Genomic DNA, 23,318 nt, shown 5'->3' on the forward strand with positions numbered 1-23,318 from the left:
AACATGCGCATAAGGATTGAAAATTCTAACATAAGTGACAACAGTGCACAAATGGCTTTCTTTAATTGTTTGAAGAAAGCCATTGAAGATAATGGTATGGTTATTACAGATAAGAATGACTATGACATACTCCATACTGTAGGCGCTCCTACGCAGACTATTATATCTAATATGCGCAATGCCAGAAGAAGGCTTATCCCAATAGTTTATTCTCCACTTGCCACGATTTCCCCATGGAACAGTTCATATTATGAAAAGTTTATAATAAAAAGCGGGTTCATACATGCTGTAGGGGAAAACGAACAAAAGTATCTTCAAGAAAAATATAAAGGTACTAACGTTATTTTGATTAAAAATCCTGAAGTTACTCATGATATTTCACAGACGTTATTCAATGCTAATTTCAAGCAACTGTATGATGAGGTTATTATTAAACATGAAGAAGCTGTAAAGGATAATATCGCTAAGAGAATAGAAAAACTTAAAAATGATGTACAAGACGATGTTCTGAAAGACGTATTAAAGGGTTGTCTGTATATGAGATACAGATATCACAGGCGGCAGATTGCCCAAAAAGAACTTGAAGATTTCAGCACCTTACTGATAAAATCTGATTATGATGAGGATAAGATGGCTGAAATTCTGGATAGGCTTAAAATATACGATTTTGTGGAAAGTCTTGAAAAGGTCATGGAAGAAAAAGCACAACTCACAGAAGGATTCATGCCTATTATGGCTATAGATAATAGTTTAACCAAGAAAATTAAAAATACTATATTATGAAGAAATACGATATCAAGAAAGACATGAGGTATTTGCAATTGTTGTCAAACACGTTTCCTACAATTGCGGATGCCAGTACGGAGATTATAAATCTTCAGGCTATACTTAATCTACCTAAGGGTACAGAGCATTTTCTTGCTGATATCCATGGTGAGTATGAAGCGTTTCAGCATGTATTGAAAAATGCTTCAGGAAATATAAAACGAAAAGTCAACGAACTTTTCGGTAATACAGTTCGTGAACAGGAGAAAAGAGAACTTTGTTCGCTCATTTATTACCCAGAACAGAAACTTGAACTCGTAAAAGATGTGGAAAACGACATTAACGACTGGTATCACATTACACTTCATCAGTTGGTTGCTGTATGCCGTGTCGTATCAAGCAAGTACACTCGCTCAAAAGTAAGAAAATCGCTTCCTTCTGATTTCTCATATATTATACAAGAATTACTTCATGAACATACGGAGAATAATTCCAACAAGACTGCTTATGTAAATGTAATCGTTGATACGATTATATCAACAGGAAGAGCCGATGATTTTATAATCGCTATTTGCAATGTTATTCAGCGTCTTGCTATCGACGAGTTGCATATACTTGGCGACATCTATGACCGCGGTCCAGGTGCCCACATTATAATGGACACAATGGAACAATATCATAGTTGGGACATACAATGGGGTAATCATGATATACTATGGATGGGTGCATGTGCTGGAAATAACGCATGCATGTGCAACGTGATACGTCTAAGTCTAAGATATGCCAACCTCACCACCCTAGAGGATGGATACGGAATAAATCTTGTTCCACTTGCCACATTCGCTATGGATACTTATGATGATGATCCTTGCGAGGAATTCATGCCTAGACTTAGCGGTGGAGCTAAGCAAATGGACGAAAAGACGATGAGGCTTACCGCACAAATGCACAAAGCTATCACAATAATACAATTTAAGGAAGAAGCTAGAATATTTGAAGCTCACCCAGAATGGAACATGAAGGATAGACAACTCTATAAATTCATAGACTACGATAAAGGTACAATAATGCTTGACGGTAAAGAATACCAACTATCAAGCTGCTGTTTTCCAACTGTTGATCCTAAGCATCCGTGCAAACTTACTCCTGAAGAAAAAGTATTGATTGAAAAACTCCATCACTCTTTCCAAGTAAGTGAAAAACTTCATAAGCACATGCGTCTCATGCTACAGCATGGTTGTATGTATGCAATAAGAAATGACAATCTACTCTTCCATGCCTCTATCCCACTCAATGAGGACGGCAGTTTAAAAGAAGTAGCCATCACCCCTAATATGGTTTGTAAAGGTCGTGAACTGTTTCATCAAACAGGAATGCTAATACGATCAGCCTTTCAGGATGACACAGCTACAGACGAGAAACAATATGCCATAGACTATTTCATTTATCTATGGTGCGGTCCAAACAGTCCGTTATTTGATAAGAGTAAAATGGCAACTTTCGAGCGTTACTTCATTGCCGACAAAGATACTCATAAGGAGGAAAAAGGCAATTATTTCAAACTAAGGGATAATGCTGAGATTGTTGATAATATTCTTGACGCATTTGGTGTGAAGGGTCCAAACAGACATATCATCAACGGTCATGTCCCGGTACATGTAATGAATGGAGAAAATCCTATCAAGGCAGACGGAAAACTAATGGTCATTGATGGTGGGTTCTCACAGGCTTATCACAAGGAAACAGGCATTGCCGGTTATACTCTTGTTTATCATAGCCGTGGCTTTCAACTAGTTCAGCATGAACCATTCACGAGTGCTGCCGATGCAATTCAACGAGGAACTGATATCAAGTCAACAATACAGATTGTTGAAATGAGCAGTCATCGTATGCTTGTTGCCAATACAGACAAGGGCTGCGAAATAAAGAAACAAATTGATGACCTAGAAGAATTACTCTATGCTTACCGTCATGGCATGATTAGTGAGCAAGATGAGAGAAAAGGATTTATTGACGACTAATAATCAACGATAATGCAGTGTCAATTAAGAAGTTGACACTGCACTAATAATAAACGAACATTTACCATGATGAAGAAAACCATTTTATCTTTACTAATCACTCTCTGCCCTATTCTAACTTTTGCAAGTGATTATATCTATTTAGAATCATCTGATTCAGATAATACAACAGACGAATATAGTGATTCTATTGTTCCAAATCCTATTGATGAAGATATATCAAACCTCAATAGCAATCAAATAAATAAAAAAACATCTCTCAATGAAAAAAAAGATAGAGATGAAAATATTTATGATGTTGTAGAACAAATGCCTTCTTTTCAAGGTGGAGCTGTAGCTCTTATGTCTTACATAAACAAAACACTAAAATTTCCTGCTGAAGACTGTGGACAAGGCCGAGTTATAGTATCATTTGTTGTAGAAAAGGATGGTAGTATTACAAATGCGATTGTAACAAGATCAGTTGATCCAGCTTTTGATAGAGAGGCATTAAAAATTATAAATAGTATGCCAAAATGGATTCCTGGCAAAAAAAATGGTCGTAATGTAAGAGTTAGATTTAATGTACCTGTACAATTCAAATTGCAGTAAACACGTTATTATTCACACTCCCAAAAGTAACATATTCTATTTTTATTCTCTCACTGATCTCGCTGATTCACGAAGACATTTTCCTTTGCATGTAACCACACTATCTGATAGAGCAGATTCATTTCCAGACAACTGCATGCTCATCGAAAGTTTAGTGGACAGTAATAGATAAGAATTGTGAAAACACAAATTTTACTTTATCCCCTTTCCATATAGTATACGTGTCTGTTCAGCAGTGATGTTACATATATATATTACATGACTATTTGCTACAAGCTCTCCCTTATTAAACTTTCGCTTTTTATCATTATATAACGGATAAAGTTTTGCTGTCAATATAGAATTATTATTGGTAATATCCCCAAAAGCCATAGTAGATTGGTCGGGAGTTATCACACTTAAGCAATTATCTATATTCACCCATCCAGTATTCATTATGCGCAATCCAGCCCCATCAGTATCAAAGCTATCATTTTCGGTCACAAAATGACGTGATGTAGCGGTAAAAGGATCCATGCTTATAGCCAAAAGTCCAGAAAAATCTCCTACAATTTCAACATCTCGCAATGCTATTATACTATCCGAAAAGACAATTTTATTATACTTTGTTGATATAATATTAAATTTATGACATAAGCTACTATCATTGGTCAACAGCTCACCTCTATAATTCCACCCTCTTCCGTCATTAGGAATATTCACAGTTCCATCATTTAAAGGAATAGCATTTGTATTGCGTTTATCAACATTTAACCAACCGATAAAATTACCGGTATTATGTGCTGTGAATGGAACAACAATATTATTATGTGCACTATCAAAAGGAGCGAAATATCCAGTATAACTATGTTTTCCATTACTCCAACTAAAACATGAAAAAGAAGAATTTCCATAAGAGCAAACGATATTTTGATTTGGGAAATACTTGCTCTTTGCCTTTCCAAAATCAGCCCACCAAAGATCTTCTTTCAAATCAACATTACCAACAGGAAAGCAATGATGCATAAGCCAAGTCATCATCAATCTATGAGCCTCGACCCCCATACGACGTGCTCCAACATCAGCACGGAGAAGATACGACCCGTCAGAAGTAGTCTGCTGTCGGCGTAATATCTGGTTTAACGCTTTAGTTTCAAGAGCCAATGCATTGACATTATTATCAGGCAACATGCAAGCTAGTGTAGAATATGATGTTATCTGATCATAAAGAAACATACTCCAGTCATTACCATTCGGCATTGCTTGTTCGCCATCACGCAGACTGAACCAATTTAAGACTTCATCATTTACTTTCTGACAATTATGTAACAAAGCGTTACTATGCCATTTCTGTTTTTTACCTTGAAACAATCTCAATGCCAGAGCAGCCTCACCCAATTCCTGAATTACAACATTTTGATAACTAGTATGAAAGAAACCATGATTCTGTAATGTATAATCATTATACAGATTCTGTCCACGGTATAAATCTTTTACTCTAGTTTGGTCATAATTAGGATCAATAACTGTATTATCAAGCGAATCTGAAGAATGAGAATAGCTATTTATCGCGAACTCACGCATACGTTTAAACCATCGCGGTGCAAGTGCGTCATTAGGAAAGAGTCCTAACGTGGCAGCCAACACGTCTACTTCCCATCCATTTTCTTCTGCTTTCGTATCACCTATATATCCTGTTGGAATATTGCGTTCAAGTTCATAATTGCATTCTGCTGTCAACAGCTTATACACATTATCTCTTTCAGATTTAGAAAGATCATCCCACTGAAAAAATGCAGAATAAGCAACCGACATAGCCCAAAGAGAGCTTTCCCATTGGTAATCATTTTTAGATACTGAGCCCCAATACTTTCCATCATGACAAAATTTCAATCTTACCGCCTTGTGGGTTGAGAGTGCATAATCCAAAGATCGTCTTGCCATACTTTTCAATTCTGGGGATGATTCATGACCATATCTGCACAAAAAAGCAGAAATCATAGACAAATCAGCGTTAGTGCGCACACCTTTTTCATCGCTAGCCATGGTGTTTTCACCTTTAAATACGCCATTATCTTGATCAAAATCTGCACGTAAATATCTACTAAAATCTAACAATGAATTGATTATGTCAGACTTCAATCGATTTTCGTCGACAAATCTATTATTTGCACCCAATATGAGTGGCAAAAAAAGCAGTAGTATAATTAAATTTCTTTTCATATATTTATATTGCAAAAGTAACATTTTATTTTTACCTTTGCAAGCGATATGAAAATATACAAGAAAATATTTACATTGGTTTTGCCTTTCTGCATTATAGTCCCAACTATGGCGCAGAACATAAAGACAACACCCCCAAGCACAAAATATTCAGCTTTCACAAATAAGTACATAGATAGTATGGAAGCAGCTAAAAGTGATTTTGATTATTCATTATCACAATATGGCAACGACTCTCTATATATATCTTTCTTTCCTAAAGCAAATTATGCTCCATTGTTCTTGCCACCAACATTTTACAAAGGTATATCACACAGAACATTGGCCATAGGGAGCTATAAGAATGATATGCAAAATGAGGCTATTGACAATGTCATGATGTCAATATACCTCAAAAGACCAGACTTGATAAGAACCACAGAAAGTCATCTTGACATTATTGGACCAACACTTGAAGTTAATCACAGGATAACACCTGACGAACAACAACTTACAAAACATGTTGCTCCAAAAGCTGTTGAACCAGAATTAGAAGATTTCGGCATCAGTATATACAAGCCAAACTTCTGGTCATACAATGGTGATTACTATCTACAATTCCTCCAGAACTATGTTTCAGACAACTGGTATAAAGGTGGAGAAAGTAATTATAGTATAATTGGTGCAGTTACATTGCAAGCTAATTATAACAATAAGCAGAAAATAAAATGGGAAAACAAACTTGAAATGAAATTAGGTTTGCAAACTTCTCAAAGCGACAGCCTCCACACATTAAAAACGACAGAAGACCTTTTGAGATATACAGGTAAGTTTGGATTACAAGCCACTAAGAAATGGTATTATACTGTTCAGCTATTGGCAAATACACAATTTATGCGTGGTTACAAAAATAACGATGTATTTACATATAGCGATTTTGCAAGTCCAATGAATATCAACCTATCTTTAGGTATGGATTACAATGTAGAATGGTTTGGCAAAAAACTTATCGGAACTATTCATCTAGCTCCTGCAGCATACAACTTCAAATATGTAAGCCGACTCGCATTGAGTACCAGATATGGATTAAGAGAAGGTCATCACACGTTAAATGACATTGGTTCTGAATGTACATTGGATTTAACATGGACATTCAGCGACATGATGAAATGGAAGACTCGCCTATACGGATACACAACATATAAACGTGCTGAAATAGAATGGGAAAACACCATAACATTCCAGTTTAACAAATATATCAGCAGTAACATATTCATATATCCACGCTTTGACGACGGAACTAAACGCGATGGTAAGTATGGGTATTGGCAATACAAGGAATATGCCAGTATTGGATTTTCATATTCTTTGTGAGAAAACGTTTGCTGATATCGGAATTTTATCGTAAATTTGCAATTTGAATTTTATAAAATTACATTATCGTGGCTGAAACAAAGTATATCTTCGTAACCGGAGGTGTGGTTTCCTCTTTAGGAAAGGGAATCATAAGTGCATCTATCGGTAAGCTTCTGCAATCCAGAGGCTACAACATTACAATTCAGAAATTTGATCCTTACATTAACATTGACCCGGGAACACTAAACCCTTATGAGCACGGAGAGTGCTACGTCACAGTAGACGGAATGGAAACAGACCTAGACTTGGGACACTACGAGCGCTTTACTGGAATTCACACCACTAAGGCAAACAGTATGACAACAGGTCGTATCTACAAGGCTGTTATTGATAAAGAACGCCGTGGAGATTATTTAGGAAAGACCATCCAAGTTGTACCTCATATTACTGACGAAATCAAGCGCAACATTAAATTGCTCGGACAGAAATACCACTATGATTACGTTATTACAGAAATTGGCGGAACAATTGGTGATATTGAAAGTGCTCCTTTCATGGAGGCTATACGACAAATGAAATGGGAACTTGGTAAGCGAGCAATAAACGTACATCTAACATACGTACCTTATTTAAAAGCAGCAGGTGAATTAAAGACTAAGCCAACACAGCACAGTGTAAAAGAACTTCAGAGCATAGGTATTCAGCCAGATATATTGGTTCTGCGCACCGAAAAGAATCTTGATGAAGGAATACGTAAAAAGGTTGCAGCATTTTGTAATGTAGACTTTGACTGTGTAGTACAAAGCGAAGATCTGCCTTCAATATATGAAGTTCCGGTAAACATGCAGAGTCAAGGACTTGATACAGCTATTCTTCGAAAGACAGGAGAGCCTATTGGTGAAACACCATCACTTGGTCCTTGGAAGGAATTCATTGAGCGTCGCAAGAATGCCAAAGATACTGTAAATATTGGTCTGGTTGGCAAATACGATCTTCAGGACGCATATAAGAGTATACGTGAAAGTTTGTCACATGCAGGAACATACAATAACTACAAAGTAAATATATCATTCATAAATTCTGAAAATATAACAGAAGAGAATGTAGCCGAAGCATTGAAAGGTCAGGACGGTATTATGATTTGTCCAGGATTCGGACAACGTGGTATTGAAGGCAAAATTATTGCAGCACATTATACACGTTGCAACGATATCCCTACCTTCGGAGTTTGTCTGGGAATGCAAATGATGGTTATTGAGTTTGCACGCAACGTACTTGGTTACCCAGACGCAAATAGTAGAGAGATGGACGAAAAGACTCCTCATAATGTTATCGACATTATGGAAGAGCAAAAGAATATATCAAATATGGGTGGAACAATGCGACTTGGAGCCTACGAATGTATTCTCAAACAAGGAAGTAGAGTATTTGACATCTACAAGAAGGAAAACATTCAGGAACGTCACCGCCATCGCTATGAGTTCAACAACGAATTCCAAACTGAATACGAAAAGAATGGAATGATGTGTGTTGGACGAAACCCAGAAAGTGATTTGGTTGAAATAGTTGAAATACCTGGATTGAAATGGTATATCGGTACACAATATCATCCTGAATATCAATCAACTGTATTGAAACCACATCCACTTTTTGTTGATTTTGTAAAAACAGCAATTGCTAATAAGAAATAATAAATGGATAAAAACAACATTATCGGTTTTCTGTGTATTGCAGCAGTTCTAATAGGATTCAGTTGGTACAACCAACCTTCCAAAGAAGAACAAAGAAAAACTTTCGTACAGGATTCCATCGCTCAAGCACATAAGCTAGAGTCAGAAAAGACAGCTAAGCTGGCTCAGACTCAAAAACAAGAAGAGGTAAAGAAAAATGTATTGGAAGATACGACAGCCTTATTTCATGCAGCCCTTCAAGGTAATGCACAAAAAGTTGTATTGAAAAACAACAAGATTGAGATTACCCTTAATACAAAAGGTGCAACTGTAGAGAAAGCAGTCATTAAGAATTATATTGGTCACGATATCAAAAAGAAAGACGGTTCTAATGACAAAAAGGATGTAACTCTTTTTGATGGCGCTGATCAGAGCTTAAACTACACGCTAACTGCCAAAGAGGCAAACATAAGTACAAGTGACTTGTATTTCCAAACTTCTGGCGTTACAGATTCTACGGTTACATTTACAGCTCAAGCCGGAGCAGGAAAGACTATTTCTTTTAAATATGTACTTGGAAAAGACTACATGCTGCACATGCAAATGAGTGCACAAGGTATGGCTGATCTTTTCGCTCCTAACACCCAGAATATGGATGTTAATTGGAAGGACAAAGCTAGACAGCAAGAGCGAGGCTTTTCTTTTGAAAACAGATATGCTACATTAACATATCACAAGACAGAAGGTGGAACAGACTACCTGAATGAAAGTAAAGAGAATGTTGACAAAAGTATAGAAGAAAAGATAGACTGGGTAGCCTTTAAAAATCAATTCTTCAGTGCAGTTATGATTGCCCAGAATGATTTTCAGGAAAATGCCCTTATGACATCTATTCCACAACAGAAGGGTTCTGGATATCTTAAACAGTATGAGGCAAAGATGAAGACATTCTTTGACCCAAGTGGTAAGACCCCTTCTAAATTTGACTTCTATTATGGTCCTAATGACTTCCGTCTTCTGCAAAAAATACAGAATGAAAGTAAGTTTAATAAAGACCTACAGCTAGAAAGACTTGTATATCTAGGATGGCCTCTATTCAGAATAATCAATAGATGGTTTACCCTTTATGTGTTCGACTTCCTTACTGGGATGAACATCAATATGGGTATTATATTGATTCTTATCACACTACTTCTGAAGCTCATAACCTATCCAATGGTAAAGAAAAGCTACATGAGTTCTGCAAAGATGAGAGTATTAAAGCCTAAGTTGGATGCGGCTACATCACAATTCAGTAAGCCAGAAGACCAGATGCAAAAACAACAGGCAATGATGGCTGAATATTCCAAATACGGTGTCAGTCCATTATCTGGCTGTCTGCCAATGCTGATACAAATGCCTATTTGGATTGCAATGTTCAACTTTGTGCCAAATGCCATACAGCTACGTGGAGAGAGTTTCTTATGGATAAAGGATTTAAGTACATTTGATCCTATATTAGAATGGAACAAAAACTTATGGCTTATCGGTGACCACTTGAGTTTAACTTGTATCCTGTTCTGTATTTCTAATGTATTATATACACTGATGACAATGCGTCAGCAAAGAGACCAGATGGTAGGTCAGCAAGCAGACCAAATGAAGATGATGCAATGGATGATGTATCTTATGCCAGTGATGTTCTTCTTCATGTTCAATGATTACAGTGCTGGTCTAAACTTCTACTACTTCATAAGTTTATTCTTCAGTGCTGCTGTTATGTGGGCTTTGCGTAAGACAACAGACGATGAAAAACTTCTGAGAATCCTTGAGAAGCGCTATAATGCAAATCAAAACAATCCTAGCAAGAAAACAAGTGGACTTGCCGCTCGTCTTCAGGCTATTCAGGAAATGCAGAAGAAACAACAAGAAGAAGTGCATAAAAAGCAGGACGACTTGAACAAAAAGAAAAAAGGACTTTAATATAAAGATAACCACAGATTCAAAAGACTGCACAGATTTTAATATATACATATATATGAAAAAATTAAAATCTGTGCTTTATATTGGAATCTGTGGTTTTTTACTTTTAATTACATCAATGAATAAAACTATTGCATTAGCAATGACAGCCACGATGCTGGCTGTATCGCCAAAAATTGATGCCCAAACAATGATTGGACCAAACAACATTAAACTAGAATCAGACCTAATGACCCCCGAAGCACTTTGGGCGATGGGAAGAATTGGTTCTTCAGAGGCATCACCTGACGGTAAACAAATTGTTTATCAAGTATCATACTACAGTGTGCAGGAAAACAAAAGCCACACAATGCTTTTCGTACAGAATGCTGACGGTAAGAACAAACGCCAACTGACGAAAGACGAAAAGAGCGAAAGCGACGCTACATGGATTGAAAGCGGAAAGAAAATCGCTTTTATTCGCAGTGGTGAAATATGGAGTATGAATGCCGACGGAAGTGAGCGCAAACAACTTTCAAATACAGATGGAAGTGTTGAGGGCTTTAAGTTCTCTCCTGACGGAAAGAGAATCGTCTATATAAAGAGCATTCCATATTATGGATCTATCAAAAAAAATCCTAATGACCTCCCTAAAGCAAGTGGACGTCTTATCACAGACATGAACTATCGCCACTGGGATCATTATGTAGAAACTATTGCACATCCTTTTGTTGCAGAAGTAACAAATGAAGGTATCAGTAATGCCAAAGACATCATGGAAGGTCAACCATACGAGTCACCTGTAGCACCATTTGGTGGTATAGAGCAGATTGCATGGAGTATGGATTCCAAAAGCATAGCATACACAAGCCGAAAAAAAGAAGGTGTTGAATATGCTATTTCAACAGACACAGACATATACCTTTACAACCTTGCTACAGGAAAGACCGTAAATATTTGCAAGCCAGAAGGCTATAAAGAGCCTAAAATTGACGCCACCAAGAGCATGAAAGACCAAGCAGTCAATCATCAGCAAGGCGACATGCATGTTGGCTATGACGTAAATCCTAAATTCTCGGCTGATGGCAAATATATTGCTTGGCAAAGTATGGCTCGTGACGGTTATGAGAGTGATCGCAATAGACTTTGCGTTATGGAAATTGCAACTGGCAAAAAGAAATATGTAACAGAAAGTTTCGATTCAAATGTTGACGATTACTGTTGGAGCAAAGATTCAAAGAATCTATATTTCATGGGAGTTTGGCATGCAACAGAAATGCTATACCAAACGAATCTTGAAGGAAAAATAATGCAAATCACTGATGGTTGGTATGATTATGGAAGCGTACAGCTAGCCAACAATAGCAATTATCTTCTAGCAAGCCGCCATTCACATCAATATGGTGATGAACTATATATTGTGAAACCTGGTAAGGAAAAGAAAGCAAAAGTAGAACAAGTAACATTTGAGAATAAGCACATCTACGATCAACTTGCATTAGGTAAGACTCAGCAGCGTTGGGTTAAAACAACTGATGGTAAAGAGATGCTAGTATGGCTGATATTACCACCACATTTTGATATCAACAAAAAATACCCTACTCTATTATTCTGCGAAGGTGGACCACAAAGTCCTGTAAGTCAGTTTTGGAGTTATCGTTGGAACCTTCAGATTATGGCTGCAAACGGTTATATAGTCGTTGCACCAAACCGCAGAGGATTACCAGGATTCGGAAGTGAATGGAACGAGGAAGTTAGCGGAGACTGGACAGGTCAATGCATGAATGATTATCTTAGTGCTATTGATGACGCAGCTGAATTGCCTTTTGTAGACAAAGATCGTCTTGGATGTGTAGGAGCTAGCTTCGGAGGTTTCTCTGTTTATTATCTTGCAAGCCATCACAACAAACGTTTCAAAGCTTTCATTGCACATGACGGAGCATTTAATCTTGAAAGCATGTACACAGATACAGAAGAAGCTTGGTTCAGCAACTGGGAATACGAAGACGCTTTCTGGAATAAAAACGCTAGCGCTAATGCAGTAAAGACATATAACAATAGCCCACACAAATTTGTTGATAAATGGGATACCCCTATTCTTGTCATTCATGGAGAAAAAGACTATCGTATCAATGCAAATCAAGGTATGGGAGCTTTCAATGCTGCAAGAATGCGCGGCATTCCAGCAGAGTTACTTTTATTCCCTGATGAAAACCACTGGGTATTGAAACCACAAAATGGTATTCTGTGGCAAAGGACATTCTTCAACTGGTTGGATAAATGGTTGAAAAAATAAAATTATAATAATATTATGGGAGAGAAAATAAGACAAATACTTAGTGATTCTTCAAGTGCACGATGGACAGCACTTCTGATAGTTTCATTTACAATGATGATGGGATATTTCATTACAGATGTGATGTCACCATTGGAAGTTTTGCTCACAAAAACCACAGCAGAAGGCGGACTAGGATGGTCTTCATCTGATTATGGATTCTTTGCAGGCTCATACAGTTATATTAACGTATTCCTATTGATGCTTTTCTTAGGAGGTATCATTTTGGATAAAATGGGAATTCGTTTTACCGGTTTGATGTCATGCAGCTTTATGGTAATCGGTGTTATCATTAAATATATTGGTGTATCGACTGATTTCGGTAATCAGCATTTCACAATAAGCGCTATAAACTTTGACATTCCGATGTCAGCGGCAGTAGCATCTTTGGGATTCTCTATATTTGGAATGGGATGTGAGATCTGTGGAATAACAGTATCAAAGATTATCACTAAATGGTTTAATGGTCATGAACTCGCGCTAGCAATGGGAATTCAGGTTGCATTGTCACGTTTAGGTACAGCCGGTGCCATGATGATATCATTACCTGTAGCTAATGCATTTCATAATAAAGTAAGTGCACCTGTACTTCTTGGTGCCGTACTACTAATTATTGGTGCACTATCTTTTCTCGTATACAATGTCATGGATAAGAAACTCAGCAAATCTGTGGAAGAAGCTGGACGCGAAGAAAGAAACTCTCCTGATGAACCTGATGAAAGCGAACAATTCCGTTTCAAGGATTTAAAATTGATATTCTCAAACCCAGGCTTCTGGTGCATAACATTACTTTGTATGTTGTTCTACAGTGGAGTGTTCCCATTCCTGAAATTTGCAACAAAACTAATGGTTGCCAATTATGGTGTTAGCGAACGTTTTGCAGGTATCCTACCAGGCCTTATCCCGTTCGGAACCATATTCCTTACTCCACTGTTCGGAACAATCTATGACAAGGTTGGTAAAGGTGCAACACTTATGCTTATTGGAAGTATAATGCTTACAATCATTCATATAATCTTTGCTCTACACATTCTTCCTTATGGATGGTTTGCTGTTATTATGATGGTTACTTTGGGAGTTGCTTTTTCACTTGTACCTTCAGCAATGTGGCCAAGTGTACCTAAGATTATTCCAATGAAGCTATTAGGAAGTGCTTATGCCATAATATTCTATATACAGAATATCGGACTTGCCTTGGTACCTGTATTGATAGGAAAAGTAAACGACTATGATCCCACATATACAACTTCAATGAGTATATTTGCAGGATTTGGTGCAGCAGCAGTTGTAGTAGCGACTATTCTCATGATAATCGACAAGAAGAAAAACTACGGATTGCAAAAAGCCAATATAAAAAAATAAATTAGACATATATTATGTGGGGAAACAACAAAACCACCAGATGGACTGTTCTGTTAATCGTAGCGATTATTATGATGATGGGATATGTATTTTGGGATGTTGTTTCCCCACTTACTACGAACCTTAAATCTCCCTTAGAACAAGGAGGCATGAATTGGACAACTGCAGAATATGGATTCTATGCAGGAAGCTACAGTATATTCAACATATTTCTTTTCATGCTATTCTTTGGTGGCATCATCCTTGACAAAATGGGAATTCGCTTCACTGGCATCCTTGCAACGGGAATGATGTTCTGTGGTGCCTTGATAAACTTTATTGCCATAAAATACATATCTGCACTAGACTATACTGATTTAAAACTAACCTTATTCGGACTTATCCCTCAACATATAAAATTACAGGTACTGATAGCAGCATTAGGATTCGGAATTTTCGGAGTCGGATGCGACATCACAGGTATCACGGTTTCTAAGGTTATTACAAAATGGTTTACAGGGCATGAACTTGCATCTGCAATGGGAATACAAGTTGCTCTTGCAAGACTTGGAACTGCCAGCGCTATAAGTTTCAGTCCTATTATTGCTATGAATTTCGGAGGTATTCAAGCATCGTTATTAGTTGGCACAATTCTTCTGTTATTTGGTTTCATTTTTTTTATTATTTATAATTTGAAATTCGACGGAATAATAAAGGAAAGAAATATTGATACTGAAGATGACAAGGAACCATATAGCATAAAATCCATTTTAACATTATTAAAAAATATTGATTTTTGGTTTATCGCCCTACTCTGTGTAAGCTTTTACAGTAGCATAAGACCTTTTCTAAAGTTTGCTACAGACATAATAGTGGAGAAATACGACATGAATGTAATAGCTGCCGGATGGATTACATCTATTCTCCCTTATGGTACAATTATTCTTACACCGCTATTCGGATATATAAACGATAAATATGGATATGCAAGAAGACTTCTCGTTGCAGGTTGTCTTATTGTAGTAGTATCATTATTGCTTCTTCTTTCACCTATTGGAGCAGGAACAGCATGGATGCCTATAATAATAATGATAATGATGGGAATCGCCTTTTCATTAGTTCCTAGCGTCCTCTGGCCCACGGTACCCAAACTTGTACCATTAAAACAACTTGGTACTGCTTATAGCATAATTTATTATATACAGAATCTAGGATTAATGCTTGTACCAATGACTGTAGGAAATATTGTTACCAATTATAATGGAAAGATTAACTACACACCAGGAATAATAATATTCATTGTCTTCGCTGTTTTCGCAACTATTGTTGCTTGCAAGATTAAGAAATAAAGATTATTACAGTTCTCTAAAAGTTTAGAAATAGCAATAACTTAACGAGTTTACGTTCCGATGTGAGGAAACCTCATCTACATTTCGAACATTAGGTCTAGCGAACGTTAAAGGTTCAATGAATTTTTCTTTTAAACACATTTTGTTTATGTAGTTCATACAGCGACAGATAAGAATAATCTTTGTGTTCTGGAAGAGTATTCTGTACATCTTTAATTCAGCTATCTATAGTCATGAACACTAAGGTTCTGCTCTCAGCGATATAGACAACCCACTAAATAATGAAAAACTTTTTTTGTGAACTTTTTAATGCCGTTTCCTACATATAATATCACTCGCCTACCCCTTATAAATAAAGGGTTAGTGACATTAGTAGCATTAAAAAACTTTTACTGTTAGATGAAAAAGTTTGCTCATGAAAGGTTAAGCGGATAGATAAAAAAAATCCCAATGACATTTTTATATCATTGGGACTATATTTTAATTTAAGAATATTATATTAGCAAACCTTCTCTAACTTCTTCATTACAGCAAAGATGAAAATGAAAGAAGCTAAACATAAAGTTACAAGCACACCCCATACGTATGTCAATGGAACAACCTTCCAAAGATATGCAGGAATCTGAACAAGGAAGTTTCCTATAGCAGTAGCACCAAACCAACATCCCATCATTACACCTTTATACTTCTCAGGAGCAACCTTACTTACAAAAGATATACCCATTGGAGAAAGCAAAAGCTCTGCAAATGTAAGTATTAAATATGTGCTTACCAACCAATTTGGAGAAACGCGCTGAGCATCTGTAAGATTGTAGCTTAAGCCTATTGATGCCATTATCATAACAACATATCCCAAACCAGCAACAAGCATACCGTAACCTATTTTGCGTGGAGCAGAAGGTTCCTTGCCCTTTGTAGCAAGCCAACCAAACAAAGCCATACTTATAGGAGTTAATGCTACAACAAAACTAGGATTAAACTGCTGGAAGATTGGTGCAGAAATTTCAACACCACTAATTGGTAATTGAGTATAATCATAGTAAAGATAACCAGCAGATGCTAGTATAATCAAAGCAGAAATCAATTTGCCACTCATTTTTTTGCTCTGGAACAAAGAGAACAAAGAATAAATTATAAAGATAACAGCTACGAGATTCGTAACACTAAACATCATTCCTTCTATACCAGTGCTACTTGTTTTTACGAAGTCACGTGCAAAGTATGTCAAAGTAAGTCCATTCTGATGGAAAGCCATCCAGAAGAAAACAACAACAGCAAATACAAGAAACAAAGCTACAAGACGAGATCTTGTATCGGCAGCATCTTCTTCTGTTTCAACTTTTTTATCTTCAACAGAAGATTCGCTCTTTGCTTTATGATTATCAACATTAGCAAATGTCCAACGGAAACCATAATAAATTGCTATAGATATAATAAGAGAAATACAAGCAACTCCAAATGCGTAATGATAGGCTGTCTGCTCAGATGCACCAAGAGACTTTTCTGCCCAATCAATAATTTTCAATGCAGCTGTTGGTGCAAACAATGCGCCTATATTTATAGCCATATAGAATATAGAGAAACCTGAATCACGCTGACCAGAATACTTTGCATCATCATAAAGGTTACCTACCATTACCTGAAGATTTCCCTTGAACAAGCTTGTTCCAATACATATCATAAGCAACGCACCTGACATAATTGTTATTGCCAATGCACCTGCACCTGCGGGTATAGCCAATAAGAAATACCCAAGAAACATAATTATAATGCCAAATGTTACACACTTACCGTAACCAATCTTATCAGCCATAGCTCCACCAACTATAGGAAGGAAATAAACTAACATAAGGAAAGTTGAATAAACTGTTCCGGCAAGTCCCTCACCCCATCCGAAGTTTGATTGCAGGAAAAGAACAAAGATAGCAAGCATAGTATAATATCCGAATCGTTCTCCGGTATTAGCCAATGCTAGGGCAAACAGCCCTTTTGGTTGATTTTCAAACATAATATTTTTATTTAGATTTTATTGTTGACTTCTTTGTTTTAGAAATATCAAATAAATAAGTAGCCTTTATAACTATATTTCCGATATTCGATTTTGAAAAATAATCACGTTTAGACGAACCATATATATTAGCCAGCCCATAGTAATAACGAGCTTCTAAAAGGATATGTCCAATTTTAGGATGACTATATTCAAGTCCACCACCAACGGCTATTCCATAATCAAACTTATTCTCAACATTCATTGAATCTTGAGCTATTACAGGATTCACTCGTGCTGTAGTGTTACGGCTACTTAATTCAAAGTTCATATCAGTACTCTCACTAATCAAATAGCCAAATTGAGGACCAAGATTTATAAAGAACTGCATACCTTTATATTCCTTTCCCCATGCTAAGTGTGCTAAAACCGGAACTTGAATATAGTTCAATGTTCGACTGTATTTTTCAGCCAATCCTGTTTTTGCATTTATTACAGGTTGATTATTAGTATCCAGAATACTTTCTTTCCATCCTATCTGAGAATAGTTTATCTCGCCCACTACAGAGCAAATAGTATTGAAATATTTTTCACTTTTATAACGCACAGATATACCGCCGGTAATTCCACCATGATATCCTTGATTAACTTTAGGTACGAAAGCCACGTTACTCATAACATATCCCCCGCTCACACCAATGGAAAATTCATCTCGGTGCTCTCCTATCTGAGCATGTGAAGGCAAGACTCCAAATAGGATTAGGAATACGCCTGACAGTATTTTTTGTTTAGTTTTCATATTTAACCAATGATACATGAAAATCACTCTCTATTTATTAATAAGCAAGACTTTCTATACTGTGATTATATAAATAATGTATCAGCATAAAACTGTTATTCACATAACCTCCTTTACCTAATTTCTCAAAACACAAAGGAGTTTGCAGTGAAGAATATACATTTTGTGATTTGCTTCCGACAAACTTGTTTCCATATTTAGCGATGCCTCTTATAAAGAACTGAGCATGATCATAACCTGTAATTGCAAAACGAGGCTGTGCTGGCTGCATTTCTTCCTTAAACCACCCTCTGTAGCTTTTCTCCAATGATGTTGTAGCTGCAGAATATTGATTATGATAAAACACAGTTGGTATATAAGTATCGTATCTACAGAAATTATTGAACTCATAATTAGCATATATAAGCCATTCTGTATAACCAAACATACTAACTACAAATCCAGGATAAAGTGATGACATTTTGTCAAGTTTTGCTATCGCAGCACTAAGTTCCTTATAATGATCAGAATTTAGAATCACAACATTATGTTTATTGCGACTAAACGCCTTAGCAAAAGACTCATCAGAAGACTTTATATTCGTGATATTATACGCTATACGTTTAGCCTCAAGCACTTTACGAAGGTTTGATGTAAAATTACTCTTTCGACTAGTAGAATCATTACAATCAATAAATACAGGATGACTGTCGCTGAAGCGTTCAATATAGGAATTAATCGCAGAGGTATTTAAACTTAAATTATCCTGATATACTTGAAATATATTCGGATTATTAACAACATCATTACCTGTTATTGAGAATGGAATTACAAGTTTGATATTATATGCCTTGCAAAATTCAGAAAGAGGCTTTACTTGTTTTGAATATAACGGTCCAAAAATCAAATCACATTTATTAGCGTAATTATTCAATAAAATTTGTTTGATATCTGCATCAATTGGTACATTCCATGCATGAACATCAATATGAAATCCTTCCAACTTCAATTGATCACATGCCATAAGAATACCACGATAATATTCAATCATCCTACGGCCGTCGCCATCTACATTATGCAGTGGTAGCATTACACCTACAGAGATAGAATTCTTACTTTTAGGACTCTCCATCTTGTTATCGGCAGCCCAAATTACATTGCTTGAAAACAACAAGACAACAAGTAGTATATTTCTGTAAAAATGTCTCATAATCTTTAAATTTTAACTTGCAAGTGCAAAAATACAAAAAATATGTCATTATACCACATCTGATGTGTTATCTTTTTAGTAACTTTGCACAAATATATATAATAGGGAATGAAAATTAAGAAATCAATAGTATTGTTATTATGCATTATTACCGTCAGCACTGCATTGGCGGACATTATTCCCATTGTATCACCGACGGTAACAATTATAGATTCTGAGGAAAAAGAAACAACAGGAAACTATGATGGTTCTGCACCTGTAACAGCTACCTTTTATGCACAGCCAGAGAATATTGATGGATGGACAACATATTACGAGTGGAGATTCACAACAGAAAATGATACGATTCCATACTTGATAAGATATGAACAGGATACAAAATATACGTTTACAAAATCTGGCACTCATAACATTGTTCTTTATGCCAAATTTACCAATGGAAGTAATGTTAAAGAAATAACATCAGACCCTTTAACTATCACATTATCAACAAGTAGACTAGAAATGCCTAATGCTTTTTCCCCAAACGGAGATGGCATTAATGATATATATAAAGCAAAAAGTAACTATCAGAGTATTATTGATTTTCATGCATATATATTTAACCGATGGGGACAAAAACTATATGAATGGAATGACATAAATGATGGTTGGAACGGAAAATACAATGGTAAAGACGTCAAAGACGGCGTATATTTTGTTTTGGTAAAAGCTACAGGTGCTGACGGAAAGAAGTACAACATCAAACGAGATGTTAATATTCTTCGTGGCTATACAGAATCGTCGGGCACAGCAAATAACGAATAATAAAAATTAATAGTATTAGCTCTTTATGGAAAGAGAAGATAAAAAGATAAATGTATGGGGAGCAAGAGTCCACAATCTTAAGAATGTAGACGTAGAGATTCCCCGCAATTCACTAACTGTCATCACTGGTCTTTCGGGTTCAGGCAAGTCTTCGCTTGCTTTCGATACTATATTTGCTGAAGGACAAAGAAGATATATTGAAACTTTCTCGGCTTACGCCCGCAATTTTCTTGGCAACATGGAAAGACCTGATGTTGACAAGATTACTGGATTAAGCCCAGTTGTCAGCATAGAACAGAAGACAACAAATAAAAATCCACGTTCTACCGTTGGTACTACGACAGAAATTTATGACTACTTAAGACTTCTATATGCACGTGCAGGCACAGCCTACAGTTACGTGACTGGCGAAAAAATGGTCAAGTACACAGAGGAAAAGGTTATTGAAATGATTACCGATAACTATTCTGAAAAAAGAATCTTTATACTTGCTCCATTAGTTAGAAACCGTAAAGGTCACTATCGCGAACTGTTTGAAAGTATGCGCAGAAAAGGTTATCTGTATATCAGAGTTGATGGTGAGATAAAGGATTTGGTCCGTGGAATGAAAACGGATAGATACAAAAACCACAGCATTGAAGTCGTAATTGACAAGATGAAAGTTGAGGATGTATCACAGGAAAGACTCACCAAGAGTATTCAGACTGCCATGAAACAAGGTGATGGACTAATCATGATCTTGGACAAAGACACAGATGAAGTTAAATATTTTTCTAAAAGGCTCATGTGTCCCACATCTGGTATATCATACAAAGACCCTGCACCAAATATATTCTCATTTAATTCCCCTGAAGGAGCATGCCCTCATTGCAAAGGTTTAGGATATGTAAATGAGATAGATCTCAAGAAAGTTATTCCCGACACGAAAATAAACATTCATGATGGTGCTATAATTCCGCTCGGTAAATACAAAAATCAAATGATATTTTGGCAGATAGATTCTATCTTGCACAAATATGATTGCAATATTAAGACTCCATTTAAGGACATTCCTCAGGAAGCTGTAGATGAAATTTTATATGGTAGTCTTGAAAATGTAAAGATTGACAAAAGCTTAGTACATACAACATCAGACTATTTCGTTAATTTTGACGGTATTATAAAATATCTTCAAACTGTAATCGAAAATGATGATTCTACATCTGGCAAGAAATGGGCAGACCAATTTCTTGCAACAACAGAGTGTCCAGTATGTAAAGGACAAAGATTAAACAAAGAGGCTCTTTCATATAAGATTTGGGATAAAAATATCACAGAAGTAGCCAGCATGGATATCAATGATCTTAAAGACTGGCTTGATCATGTTGAAGAACATCTTGAACCTCAGCAGAAAAGAATTGCAAAAGAAATTATAAAGGAAATAAAGACACGTGTGTCATTTTTATTAGAAGTCGGACTTGACTATTTATCACTAAATAGGCAAAGCGCAACTCTGTCCGGAGGCGAAAGCCAAAGAATTAGACTTGCGACTCAAATTGGTAGTCAGTTGATTAACGTACTTTACATACTTGACGAGCCTAGTATTGGTTTGCACCAACGTGATAACGACCGACTGATTAAATCTCTTAAGGAACTCCGCGACCTTGGAAACACGGTCATTGTCGTCGAACATGATGAAGACATGATGCGTGCAGCTGACTGGATTATTGATATTGGACCAGAAGCTGGAAGAAAAGGTGGTGAAGTTGTATTTCAGGGAACTCCTGAAGAAATGTTGAAGAAACACACCATAACCGCAGACTATCTAAACGGTGAGCGACAAATTGCAATTCCAGAAATAAGAAGAAAAGGCAATGGAAAGAGCATTAAGATATATGGAGCAAAGGGAAATAATCTTAAAAACGTTAATGTTGAGTTCCCACTTGGTAAACTTATCGTAGTTTCCGGTGTATCAGGATCAGGTAAGTCTACTCTTATAAATGAGACTTTGCAGCCTATCCTCTCTCATCATTTCTACAGATCTCTTAAAAAACCGATGAAGTATGATAAAATCAGCGGTATTGATAATATTGACAAGATTGTAAATGTAGATCAAAGTCCTATCGGAAGAACTCCAAGAAGCAATCCTGCAACTTATACAGGCGTATTCAGTGAAATCAGGAGTTTATTCGTAAACCTTCCTGAAGCAATGATAAGAGGTTATAAACCTGGAAGATTTTCTTTTAACGTAAAAGGTGGCAGATGTGAGGCTTGTGGTGGTAATGGATACAAGACTATAGAAATGAACTTTCTTCCTGATGTAATGATACCTTGTGAGGTTTGTCATGGTAAAAGATATAATAGAGAAACCCTTGAAGTAAGATTTAAAGGAAAATCAATTGCAGATGTTCTTGACATGACAATCAATCAGGCCGTAGATTTCTTTGAGAACGTACCTAGCATATTGCCTAAAATAAAGACGCTACAAGATGTGGGATTAGGATATATAAAACTAGGTCAAAGTTCCACTACCCTTTCAGGAGGTGAAAGCCAACGTGTTAAACTAGCCACGGAACTTGCGAAGAAAGATACAGGCAAGACGCTATACATTCTTGACGAACCAACCACCGGACTGCACTTTGAGGATATCAGAATACTTATGGATGTACTTCAAAAACTCACAGACAGAGGAAATACGGTTATCGTCATAGAACATAATATGGATGTCATTAAACTTGCAGACTATATTATTGATGTCGGTCCTGAAGGTGGCAGAAATGGAGGAACTATTCTAGCAACAGGAACACCTGAAGATATTATCAAAAGTAACAAAGGTTATACGCCGAAATTCCTGAAACAAGTACTTAAAAGTAAACATAAATAAAATTATTGTTATCCGATAAAACTTTTTGAATAATAACAAAAAAGGCTGAATTCATTTCTGAGTTCAGCCTTTTTTGTGCTATCTTTGCCTTTACCACAAAATAAATCTAACACATGGGCAAAA

The 23,318-nt window shown here is 36.4% G+C and carries 15 protein-coding genes; 11 read left to right on the plus strand and 4 right to left on the minus strand.

All coding sequences use genetic code 11. The annotated features are described in order from the left end of the window. Positions 1-3: 3 nt before the first annotated feature. From prwr041_RS00225 to prwr041_RS13740, 3 genes are all read left to right on the plus strand, one after another. Positions 4-783 carry a hypothetical protein gene (locus tag prwr041_RS00225; protein ID WP_207154352.1) on the plus strand — a complete coding sequence of 260 codons (780 nt, stop codon included), beginning with the start codon at positions 4-6 and terminating at the stop codon, positions 781-783. Beyond that, positions 780-2,786: a fructose-1,6-bisphosphatase gene (locus prwr041_RS00230; protein WP_207154353.1), complete on the plus strand. Its 2,007-nt coding sequence runs from the start codon at positions 780-782 to the stop codon at positions 2,784-2,786. The genes prwr041_RS00225 and prwr041_RS00230 overlap by 4 nt, the downstream gene beginning before the upstream one ends. A gap of 66 nt (positions 2,787-2,852) precedes the next feature. Next, positions 2,853-3,377: an energy transducer TonB gene (locus prwr041_RS13740; protein ID WP_207154354.1), complete on the plus strand. Its 525-nt coding sequence runs from the start codon at positions 2,853-2,855 to the stop codon at positions 3,375-3,377. Positions 3,378-3,569: 192 nt separating this feature from the next. Here the strand turns inward: prwr041_RS13740 and prwr041_RS00240 are convergent, their stop codons facing one another. Beyond that, positions 3,570-5,579: a hypothetical protein gene (locus prwr041_RS00240; RefSeq protein WP_207154355.1), complete on the minus strand. Its 2,010-nt coding sequence runs from the start codon at positions 5,577-5,579 to the stop codon at positions 3,570-3,572. A gap of 48 nt (positions 5,580-5,627) precedes the next feature. Between prwr041_RS00240 and prwr041_RS00245 the strand changes: the two genes are divergently transcribed. The 6 genes from prwr041_RS00245 to prwr041_RS00270 all read left to right on the plus strand — a co-directional run bounded on the left by prwr041_RS00245 (position 5,628) and on the right by prwr041_RS00270 (position 15,550). Then, entirely contained in the window at positions 5,628-6,932 is a 1,305-nt protein-coding gene (locus prwr041_RS00245) for a DUF3078 domain-containing protein (RefSeq protein WP_207154356.1), read from the plus strand. A gap of 68 nt (positions 6,933-7,000) precedes the next feature. Next, positions 7,001-8,605 (plus strand): CTP synthase, encoded by a 1,605-nt coding sequence (locus prwr041_RS00250; RefSeq protein WP_207154357.1) that lies wholly within the window; start codon positions 7,001-7,003, stop codon positions 8,603-8,605. 3 nt (positions 8,606-8,608) lie between these two features. After that, positions 8,609-10,546, plus strand: a complete 1,938-nt coding sequence (gene yidC / locus prwr041_RS00255; protein ID WP_207154358.1) for a membrane protein insertase YidC — start codon at positions 8,609-8,611, stop codon at positions 10,544-10,546. Between the two features lie 118 nt (positions 10,547-10,664). Next, positions 10,665-12,821, plus strand: a complete 2,157-nt coding sequence (locus prwr041_RS00260; RefSeq protein ID WP_207154359.1) for a S9 family peptidase — start codon at positions 10,665-10,667, stop codon at positions 12,819-12,821. Between the two features lie 15 nt (positions 12,822-12,836). Next, on the plus strand, positions 12,837-14,222 hold the full coding sequence (locus prwr041_RS00265; protein ID WP_207154360.1) for an MFS transporter: 1,386 nt from the start codon (positions 12,837-12,839) through the stop codon (positions 14,220-14,222). A gap of 14 nt (positions 14,223-14,236) precedes the next feature. Next, a complete protein-coding gene (locus prwr041_RS00270; RefSeq protein WP_207154361.1) occupies positions 14,237-15,550 on the plus strand; it encodes an MFS transporter in 1,314 nt (437 codons plus the stop codon). Between the two features lie 499 nt (positions 15,551-16,049). Here prwr041_RS00270 and prwr041_RS00275 read toward each other — a convergent pair whose 3' ends face one another. From prwr041_RS00275 to prwr041_RS00285, 3 genes are read right to left on the minus strand one after another with little or no spacing between them, the layout of a single operon-like run. Beyond that, a complete protein-coding gene (locus tag prwr041_RS00275; protein WP_207154362.1) occupies positions 16,050-17,558 on the minus strand; it encodes a peptide MFS transporter in 1,509 nt (502 codons plus the stop codon). A gap of 7 nt (positions 17,559-17,565) precedes the next feature. Then, a complete protein-coding gene (locus prwr041_RS00280) occupies positions 17,566-18,336 on the minus strand; it encodes a porin family protein (RefSeq protein ID WP_207154363.1) in 771 nt (256 codons plus the stop codon). A gap of 37 nt (positions 18,337-18,373) precedes the next feature. Further along, complete coding sequence (locus prwr041_RS00285) at positions 18,374-19,525, minus strand: peptidoglycan-binding protein LysM (RefSeq protein ID WP_207154364.1); 1,152 nt, start codon at positions 19,523-19,525, stop codon at positions 18,374-18,376. Positions 19,526-19,633: 108 nt separating this feature from the next. Here prwr041_RS00285 and prwr041_RS00290 point away from each other — a divergent pair, with 108 nt between their 5' ends. Together prwr041_RS00290 and uvrA are read left to right on the plus strand one after the other, a co-directional pair. Continuing rightward, positions 19,634-20,332, plus strand: coding sequence for a gliding motility-associated C-terminal domain-containing protein (locus tag prwr041_RS00290; protein ID WP_207154365.1), 699 nt, complete (start codon positions 19,634-19,636; stop codon positions 20,330-20,332). Positions 20,333-20,357: 25 nt separating this feature from the next. Beyond that, positions 20,358-23,195 carry an excinuclease ABC subunit UvrA gene (gene uvrA / locus prwr041_RS00295; RefSeq protein ID WP_207154366.1) on the plus strand — a complete coding sequence of 946 codons (2,838 nt, stop codon included), beginning with the start codon at positions 20,358-20,360 and terminating at the stop codon, positions 23,193-23,195. The last annotated feature ends 123 nt before the right edge of the window (positions 23,196-23,318 follow it).

It is taken from the genome of Prevotella herbatica (assembly GCF_017347605.1).
GTDB lineage: Bacteria > Bacteroidota > Bacteroidia > Bacteroidales > Bacteroidaceae > Prevotella > Prevotella herbatica.

Coding starts and splice junctions, on each gene's coding strand:
- prwr041_RS00225 (WP_207154352.1), top strand. CDS start 4: ATGCGCATAAGGATTGAAAATTCTAACATAAGTGACAACAGTGCACAA.
- prwr041_RS00230 (WP_207154353.1), top strand. CDS start 780: ATGAAGAAATACGATATCAAGAAAGACATGAGGTATTTGCAATTGTTG.
- prwr041_RS13740 (WP_207154354.1), top strand. CDS start 2,853: ATGATGAAGAAAACCATTTTATCTTTACTAATCACTCTCTGCCCTATT.
- prwr041_RS00240 (WP_207154355.1), bottom strand. CDS start 5,579: ATGAAAAGAAATTTAATTATACTACTGCTTTTTTTGCCACTCATATTG.
- prwr041_RS00245 (WP_207154356.1), top strand. CDS start 5,628: ATGAAAATATACAAGAAAATATTTACATTGGTTTTGCCTTTCTGCATT.
- yidC (WP_207154358.1), top strand. CDS start 8,609: ATGGATAAAAACAACATTATCGGTTTTCTGTGTATTGCAGCAGTTCTA.
- prwr041_RS00260 (WP_207154359.1), top strand. CDS start 10,665: ATGAATAAAACTATTGCATTAGCAATGACAGCCACGATGCTGGCTGTA.
- prwr041_RS00265 (WP_207154360.1), top strand. CDS start 12,837: ATGGGAGAGAAAATAAGACAAATACTTAGTGATTCTTCAAGTGCACGA.
- prwr041_RS00270 (WP_207154361.1), top strand. CDS start 14,237: ATGTGGGGAAACAACAAAACCACCAGATGGACTGTTCTGTTAATCGTA.
- prwr041_RS00275 (WP_207154362.1), bottom strand. CDS start 17,558: ATGTTTGAAAATCAACCAAAAGGGCTGTTTGCCCTAGCATTGGCTAAT.
- prwr041_RS00280 (WP_207154363.1), bottom strand. CDS start 18,336: ATGAAAACTAAACAAAAAATACTGTCAGGCGTATTCCTAATCCTATTT.
- prwr041_RS00285 (WP_207154364.1), bottom strand. CDS start 19,525: ATGAGACATTTTTACAGAAATATACTACTTGTTGTCTTGTTGTTTTCA.
- prwr041_RS00290 (WP_207154365.1), top strand. CDS start 19,634: ATGAAAATTAAGAAATCAATAGTATTGTTATTATGCATTATTACCGTC.
- uvrA (WP_207154366.1), top strand. CDS start 20,358: ATGGAAAGAGAAGATAAAAAGATAAATGTATGGGGAGCAAGAGTCCAC.